Origin of the sequence: Streptomyces longispororuber, from assembly GCF_014656095.1 — a bacterium.
Lineage (GTDB): Bacteria > Actinomycetota > Actinomycetes > Streptomycetales > Streptomycetaceae > Streptomyces > Streptomyces longispororuber.
Map to the genome: position 1 here is coordinate 1 of NZ_BNBT01000251.1, position 7266 is coordinate 7266.

At 75.1% G+C, this 7266-nt stretch carries 6 protein-coding genes and 1 pseudogene; 2 read left to right on the forward strand and 5 right to left on the reverse strand.

Annotated elements, in window-relative coordinates:
- A pseudogene (locus IE330_RS37210) lies at positions 1-497 on the reverse strand (hypothetical protein); the annotation flags it as partial.
- 255 nt (positions 498-752) lie between these two features.
- On the opposite strand from IE330_RS37210, the gene IE330_RS37215 reads away from it, so the two are divergent.
- A complete protein-coding gene (locus tag IE330_RS37215; RefSeq protein ID WP_190140612.1) occupies positions 753-2558 on the forward strand; it encodes a thiamine pyrophosphate-requiring protein in 1806 nt (601 codons plus the stop codon).
- Between the two features lie 93 nt (positions 2559-2651).
- Here IE330_RS37215 and IE330_RS37220 read toward each other — a convergent pair whose 3' ends face one another.
- Positions 2652-2801: a hypothetical protein gene (locus IE330_RS37220; RefSeq protein ID WP_190140613.1), complete on the reverse strand. Its 150-nt coding sequence runs from the start codon at positions 2799-2801 to the stop codon at positions 2652-2654.
- Between the two features lie 209 nt (positions 2802-3010).
- Between IE330_RS37220 and IE330_RS37225 the strand changes: the two genes are divergently transcribed.
- Positions 3011-3448 carry a CBS domain-containing protein gene (locus IE330_RS37225; protein WP_190140614.1) on the forward strand — a complete coding sequence of 146 codons (438 nt, stop codon included), beginning with the start codon at positions 3011-3013 and terminating at the stop codon, positions 3446-3448.
- A gap of 21 nt (positions 3449-3469) precedes the next feature.
- Here the strand turns inward: IE330_RS37225 and IE330_RS37230 are convergent, their stop codons facing one another.
- The 3 genes from IE330_RS37230 to IE330_RS37240 all read right to left on the reverse strand — a co-directional run bounded on the left by IE330_RS37230 (position 3470) and on the right by IE330_RS37240 (position 7111).
- Positions 3470-4054, reverse strand: a complete 585-nt coding sequence (locus IE330_RS37230; protein ID WP_190140615.1) for a TIGR03086 family metal-binding protein — start codon at positions 4052-4054, stop codon at positions 3470-3472.
- A 414-nt stretch (positions 4055-4468) separates the two neighbouring features.
- On the reverse strand, positions 4469-5431 hold the full coding sequence (locus IE330_RS37235; RefSeq protein WP_229926208.1) for an AraC family transcriptional regulator: 963 nt from the start codon (positions 5429-5431) through the stop codon (positions 4469-4471).
- 51 nt (positions 5432-5482) lie between these two features.
- Positions 5483-7111, reverse strand: a complete 1629-nt coding sequence (locus IE330_RS37240) for an ABC-F family ATP-binding cassette domain-containing protein (RefSeq protein WP_190140616.1) — start codon at positions 7109-7111, stop codon at positions 5483-5485.
- Between the last annotated feature and the right edge of the window lie 155 nt (positions 7112-7266).

Sequence of the window (7266 nt, forward strand, 5' to 3'; positions counted from 1 at the left end):
GGGGCGGCGGGGGCCGCGGGGGCCGGGTCTGCCGGGGCCAGGTCGGCCGAGGCCGGGCCGGTGTGGCCCGGGGCGGCGGGCGCCGGGGCGTCGGCGGCAGGCGCTGTGGGGACCTCGATGACGTCCGGGACCACGGGGGTCGGTGAGAGCGCGGTGGTCATGGGGGCCTCACGGGTGACGGTGTCGCCGGACGGCTGCGCGGAGCGGGTGGGCGCGGCGGACTCGCGGGGCGTGTCGGGCCGGGTCCGGGAAGCGGCCGGGGCACACTGCCCGGACCTGGTGCGGGAGGCGGACCCCGGCCGGGCTGCGGTCCGCCTGCCGGAGGTGCGGGTCGATGTCTTCCCGGGCTTCGCGGCCTTCACGGTCTTCACGGCCTGCGCGGTCTTGGCGCGCTGGAGGTTGCGGGCGTCCTTGGGGCGCTCACGGCGCGCGGTCCCCGCGGAGGCCTCCTCGGGACGCGTCGTCGCTGCCTCGGGGCGTGCTGCGTCGGATCGCATGGTGCGTCACAACTCCCTTGCCGGTGCCTTGGGGTGGGCGGTCACCGTGGGAGCGCGGGTCCATGCCACGACAGAACACACCCGGTGCGAGCGGTGTCGCTCCCACGGACGTGCCTCCGTTCCGAAGCACTGCAGTCCGCCTGCCCTGGCCGCCACCCCCCAAACGCCCCCATCGAGCGGGCGGATGTTTCCGTTCCGGCACCCGAGGAAACCCGGGCAGGACGGACTCAGCGCCTGTACCAGGAGGACACCGACATGAGCACGAAGGTCGCCGACCACATTCTGGAGCGGCTGCGGGCCTGGGACGTCGAGTGCGTCTTCGGCTATCCCGGCGACGGCATCAACGGCCTCCTCGCCGCCTGGGGCCGCGCCGACGACCAGCCGCGCTTCATCCAGTCCCGGCACGAGGAGATGTCGGCGTTCGAGGCCGTCGGCTACGCCAAGTTCGGCAAGCGGCTCGGGGTCTGCGTGGCGACCTCGGGGCCGGGCGCCATCCACCTCCTCAACGGCCTGTACGACGCCAAGCTCGACCACGTGCCGGTGCTCGCCCTGGTGGGCCAGACGCACCGCACCGCGATGGGCGGCTCGTACCAGCAGGAGGTCGACCTGCACACGCTGTTCAAGGACGTCGCCTCCGACTTCGTGGAGACGGTGACGGTGCCCGAGCAGCTCCCGAACGTCCTCGACCGGGCCATCCGCACCGCCTACGCGCGCCGCTGCCCCACCGCCGTGATCCTCCCGGGCGACGTGCAGGAGCTCGACTACAGCCCGCCCGCGCACGAGTTCAAGATGGTGCCGTCCAGCCTGGACCGCAGCGCCTGGACGGCGCTGCCCTCGCCGTCGGCGCTGGAGCGGGCCGCCGAGGTGCTGAACTCCGGGACGCGGACCGCGATCCTGATCGGCCAGGGCGCGGCGGGTGCACGCGCCGAGGTGGAGCAGATCGCGGAGCGGCTCGGCGCGGGTGTCGCCAAGGCGCTGCTCGGCAAGGACGCGCTGAGCGACGAGCTGCCGTACGTCACCGGGTCCATCGGGCTGCTCGGCACGCGCCCCTCGTACGAGCTGATGCGGGACTGCGACACGCTCCTGACGATCGGCTCCAGCTTCCCGTACTCGCAGTTCCTGCCGGAGTTCGGCAAGGCCCGGGCCGTGCAGATCGACATCGACCCGCACATGATCGGCATGCGCTACCCGTACGAGGTGAACCTGATCGGCGACGCGCGGGCCACGCTGCGGGAGCTGATCCCGCTGATCACCGACGAGCGGGCGGCGGCCGGGCGCGACTGGCACGCGGAGGTGTGCGCGGGCGTCGAGCGGTGGCGCGGCGTGCTGGACCGCCGCGCCCAGCTCGACGCCGACCCGCTCAACCCGGAGTACGTGGCGCGGGCCCTGGACCCGCTGCTGCCCGCCGACGCGATCATCACCTCCGACTCGGGCTCGACGGCGAACTGGTACGCGCGCCACCTCACGATGCGCGGGGACATGCGCTCCTCCCTGTCGGGCACGCTCGCGACGATGGGCTGCGCCGTCCCGTACGCGATCGGCGCGAAGTTCGCGCACCCGAACCGGCCCGTCGTCGCGCTCGTCGGCGACGGCGCGATGCAGATGAACGGCCTGGCGGAGCTGATCACCGCGGCGAAGTACCGGCACCGCTGGGACGACCCGCGGCTGGTCGTCGGCGTCTGGAACAACCAGGACCTCAACCAGGTGACGTGGGAGCTGCGCGCGATGGGCGGCGCGCCGTCCTTCGAGCCCTCGCAGTCCCTGCCGGACGTGCCGTACGCGGAGTTCGCGCGGTCGATCGGGCTGACCGGCGTACGGGTGGAGAAGCCGGAGGACGTGGTGGCGGGCTGGCGCGCGGGCCTGGAGGCGGACGGCCCCGCGGTGGTGGAGTTCCGCACGGACCCGGCGGTCCCGCCGATCCCGCCGCACGCCACCTGGGAGCAGATGGAGTCGACGGCGGCGGCGCTCCTCAAGGGGGACTCCGACCGGGCGTCGGTGATGAAGCAGGGGTTCAAGGCGAAGATGCAGGAGTTCCTGCCGGGCGGCGACGGGCGGGGCTGAGCGGGCGCCCGCGGCGGGCCGGGAACCCGCGCGGGGCGGCGGACCGACGGGCGGCGTCCGGTGCGGGGCCCGGGCACCGCCCGGCCGCGTCCGTCACAGGGCGCGGCGCGCGCCGTCCCCCGCGAAGGGCTCGAAGGTGTCGTCCCCGAGCTCCGCGGGCGGCAGCAGCAACTCCTCGTACCGGCCGAGCGCGAGGACCACGCCCAGCAGCAACACCGGGATGAACACGGCGAGAACCGCCATGACCGCTCCTCCCCTCCGGGTGAAGGCTCTGGTGTGAGGGGGGTCGCGGCCCGGGTCTCCCCCGCCCTGCCCGGCAAACCTCCGCCCCGGTCCTGATCCGGTGCCGGGGCGGGGTCCGAGGCATGGCGGGGCCGCTCAGGGGTACTGCGGCGGGGGTCACACCGACAGCGGCGGGTGACAGGGACAGCCGACGCAGGAGGGCTCTAGACATGGCCGAGTACGTGAGGGACGTCATGACCACGGGCGTCGTCGCGGTCAGCCCCGACGCCTCGCTGGTGGAGGCCGCGCAGTTGATGCGGGCCCAGGACATCGGTGACGTCGTCGTGGCGCGGGACGGCGAGGTGCTGGGGGTGCTCACCGACCGGGACATCACGGTGCGGGCGGTGGCCGACGGGGCCGATCCGCTCACGGTCAGCGCGCACGCCGTGTGCACGCCGAACCCGGTGGTGGTGGGGCCCGACGACGAGGTGTCGGCGGCGGTCGGCCTGATGCGCGACCACGCGGTGCGCAGGCTGCCCGTGGTGGAGGACGGCCGGCCGGTCGGCATGGTGAGCCTCGGCGACCTCGCGGTGGAGCAGGACCCGGCGTCCGCGCTCGCCGACATCAGCCGCGCCGAGCCGGACGGCGGCCGGGGCCTGTTCCCCTGAGGGCCCGCACCGCCGCCCGGGTCAGGGGGCCCGGCCGAGGAGGCAGAGCAGCCTGGTCTGCTCGTCGGCCCCCGGCGGTGGCTCGACCGCCGGGGCGAACAGGTCACTTGCGGCCAGGTCGGCCGCGTAGGGCGCGACTTCACGCGCGGCCGCGGCGACGAGGTCGTCCGGGAGCCGCTCGTCCGCGCCGACCGCCCGCGCCAGATCCCAGGTGTGCACCACGAGGTCGGTCGTCATCTGGGCGCAGTAGGCGCGCGCGGGGGTCTCGCCGTAGCTGAGGTGGACGGTGCGGTCGAGGGCGCCCGGCGCGCGGAACGCGGCGCCGGCCGCCGCGGCGGCGGTGTCCCAGGCGGCGACGGGGTCGGGGCCGAGCAGATCGCCGTCGAAGGCGTCGCCGACGGACTCGACGGTGGCGCCGTCGCGGACGAGCGGCGGCACCCAGAGCTGTTCGGCCACGAGGTGGTGCACGAGGTCCCGGACCGTCCACTCCGCACACGGGGTGGGGGCGTCCCACTGGTCCGGCCGGACTGCGCGCAGCCGCCGGGCGAACTGCTCCTGGGCCCGGCCGTACCGGTCCAGGAGCCGCTGGTCGGTGGTCTCGCTCATGCCGTCTCCCGTGGGTCGCAGCGGTGCCCGCGACGGCCCGCGGCGGGCCGTCCGGTGACGAGTCTTGCCGGGATGCGCCGCCCGAACCACGGGGAGGGGGCCGGAGGGGCGGGCCCGCGGCATACGGGGGAATGCCAGGGGGAACGACCGGGCCCGCCGGACCGGGACCGGCCCGGCTCCAAACGAGCCGCCGGGCCGGGGGCGCGCCGGAGCTCCGTCCACGGCCCACGGCCCGGGAGAGTGCTGGAACTCCCGCGACGCGGCCGGTCCCTCCGGCGACAGCGGTTCACCCTAGGCGCGGGCCGCCGTCCGCCACGATCCGCTGCGCGCACCGCCTGTCCGGATAACGCACCCTGTCCGGATGGCGCGCCCCCGCGCGGCCGACACGCCGCACCTTCCGGCACGCCCGTCCCGTCAGCCGCGCAGCGTCTGGGACGGCAGTTCGCCGTACCGCGCCCGGTACTGCTCGGCGAACCGGCCCAGGTGGGTGAAGCCCCAGCGGCCCGCGACCTCGCTCACGCCCCGCTCGCCCGGGCCCGCCGCGCGCAGCTCCTCGTGGACGCGCGCGAGCCGTACGTCGCGTACGTACGCCATCGGTGACATGCCCACGTAGTGGCGGAAGGCCTCCTGGAGCCGGCGCACGCCGACGCGGCCCTCGGCGGCGAGGGACGCGGTGGTGAAGGGGTGCTCGGGGCGGGCCTGGACGGCGTCCATCACGCGTTTGACGGGGGCGGGCCGCAGCCTGCCGACGGGCTCGGTGAGCCGGTCGCGGTAGCGGTGCTCGGCGGCGAGCAGCAGCCCGCTGACGATGGCCTCCTGGAGCGGCTCGGCGGTCAGGGGGTGGGACAGGGCGCCGCCGTCCTCGCGCAGGTCCTCCACCACGGTGCGGACCAGGCGTGCCCAGCCGCGGCCCGCGCCGCGCGTGGTGTCGAAGACCGGCCCGAAGGTCACGGGGGCGCGCACCGGCCTGCCGAGGAGCTGCTCCAGGCGCCCTTCGAGGGCGGCGCGGTCGAGCTTCACGGCGAGCAGCCGGCAGTCGCCGGACCAGCGGTCCAGGACGGTGTCGCCGACCGGCTGGTAGACCGCCGCGCAGCCGGAGGTGGCGGTGGTGGGCCCCGCCGGGCCCTGGCGCCAGGACACCTCGCCGCTGAGCAGGATGTTGACGTGGTACGAGCCCAGTTCGCCGAAGCGCATCCGCACGTCGGTGCCGCAGCTCATGTCGCCGATGGTGAGCGCCCCGAGGCGGCCGATGTCGAACCGCGCGGCGAAGGGGCGCGTGCCATCGGCGACATCCATGGCATTGCTGTAGTACGTGGCCGAGATCAGGTCCCTGGCCTCGTCCACGTCGCTCGTCCGGAAGGACGTCGTGACGGACACCGTGTCTCCCCCGGCGCGGCCGCGGTGGGTCCGGGCGCGCCGCGCATCACGCTACCGTGCCCGCTCGACCCGCCGCTCGTCCCAGACCGGCTCGGGGGTCTCCCGCACGCGGCTGTCGGAGCCGAAGACGAGGAAGCGGTCGAAGGACCGGGCGAACCAGCGGTCGTGGGTCACCGCGAGCACCGTGCCCTCGTACGCCTCCAGGCCCTCCTGGAGCGCCTCGGCGGACTCCAGGTCGAGGTTGTCCGTGGGCTCGTCGAGCAGCAGGGCCGTGGCGCCCTGGAGCTCCAGGAGCAGGATCTGGAAGCGGGCCTGCTGGCCGCCGGAGAGCCTCTCGAAGCGCTGCTCGGCCTGCCCGGTCAGCTCGTAGCGGCGCAGCCGGGACATGGCGGCGCCCCGGTCCTTGGCGTGGTCGCGCCACAGGATGTCGAGGAGGGTGCGGCCCTCCAGCTCGGGGTGGGCGTGGGTCTGCGCGAAGTGGCCGGGCACGACGCGCGCGCCGAGCTTCCACTCGCCCGTGTGCGCCACCGGGTGGTCGGGGTCGCCCGCGAGGAGGCGCAGGAAGTGGGACTTGCCGGAGCCGTTCGAGCCGAGCACGGCGACGCGTTCGCCGTAGAACACCTCCAGGTCGAAGGGGCGCATCAGGCCGGTCAGCTCCAGGTTCCGGCAGGTGACGGCGCGCACGCCGGTGCGGCCGCCGTGCAGGCGCATCGTGATGTCCTGCTTGCGCGGCGGCTCGGGCGGCGGTCCGGCCTCCTCGAACTTGCGCAGGCGCGTCCTCGCCGCCTGGTAGCGCGAGGCCATCTCGTCGCTGCGCGAGGCGTACTGCTGCATGTCGAGGACGAGCTTCTTGAGCTGGGCGTGCTTCTCGTCCCAGCGGCGGCGCAGCTCCTCGAAGCGGGCGAAGCGCTCCTGCCGCGCCTCGTGGTAGGTGGCGAAGCCGCCGCCGTGCACCCACACCTCGGAGCCGCCGGGGCTGGGCTCCACGCTGACGATCCGGTCGGCGGCGCGGGCGAGCAGCTCCCGGTCGTGGCTGACGAACAGGACCGTCTTGCGGGTCTCCTTCAGGCGCTCCTCCAGCCAGCGCTTGCCGGGGACGTCCAGGTAGTTGTCCGGCTCGTCCAGGAGCAGCACCTCGTCCGTGCCGCGCAGCAGGGCCTCCAGGACCAGGCGCTTCTGCTCGCCGCCGGAGAGCGTGCGCACCTCGCGCCACTGGGCCTTGTCGTACGGCACGCCGAGCGCGGCCGTGGTGCAGATGTCCCACAGGGTCTCGGCCTCGTACCCGCGCGCCTCCGCCCAGTCGGAAAGCGCCTGCGCGTACCCGAGCTGGGCGGCCTCGTCGTCGACGGTGAGGAGGGCGTGCTCGGCGGCGTCGACGGCCCGCGCGGCCTCGCGGATGCGCGGGTGCGCCACGGACACGAGCAGGTCGCGCACCGTCGAGCCGTCCCGCACGGAGCCCACGAACTGGGGCATGACGCCGAGGCCGCCGCTGACCGTGACCGTGCCGCCGTGCGGGCGCAGCTCGCCCGCGATCAGCTTCAGCAGGGTGGTCTTCCCGGCGCCGTTCGGCCCCACGAGGGCGGCCGAGGTGCCCTCGGCGACGCGGAAGGAGACATCACCGAGCAGCGCTCGCCCGTCCGGCAGGTAGTACTCGAGGTGCGCGGCTTCCAGATGTCCCATGCGGGCGATTGTCCCGGGGCCTGATCGCGGGCGGCAAACGGTTTACGGCAGGGCGGGGCGCGCGGTCACGGCGGCCGGGCGCGGCGGGGCGGCGGAGTCGGCCCGGCGGCGCGCGGCGGTCGTGGCGGGGCGCCGCACCGGAGTCGGCCCGGCGG

Bases quoted from the DNA above. Each gene is read 5' to 3' on its own strand.
- IE330_RS37220 (WP_190140613.1), bottom strand. From the start codon at position 2,801: ATGGCGGTTCTCGCCGTGTTCATCCCGGTGTTGCTGCTGGGCGTGGTC.
- IE330_RS37230 (WP_190140615.1), bottom strand. From the start codon at position 4,054: ATGAGCGAGACCACCGACCAGCGGCTCCTGGACCGGTACGGCCGGGCC.
- IE330_RS37215 (WP_190140612.1), top strand. From the start codon at position 753: ATGAGCACGAAGGTCGCCGACCACATTCTGGAGCGGCTGCGGGCCTGG.
- IE330_RS37240 (WP_190140616.1), bottom strand. From the start codon at position 7,111: ATGGGACATCTGGAAGCCGCGCACCTCGAGTACTACCTGCCGGACGGG.
- IE330_RS37225 (WP_190140614.1), top strand. From the start codon at position 3,011: ATGGCCGAGTACGTGAGGGACGTCATGACCACGGGCGTCGTCGCGGTC.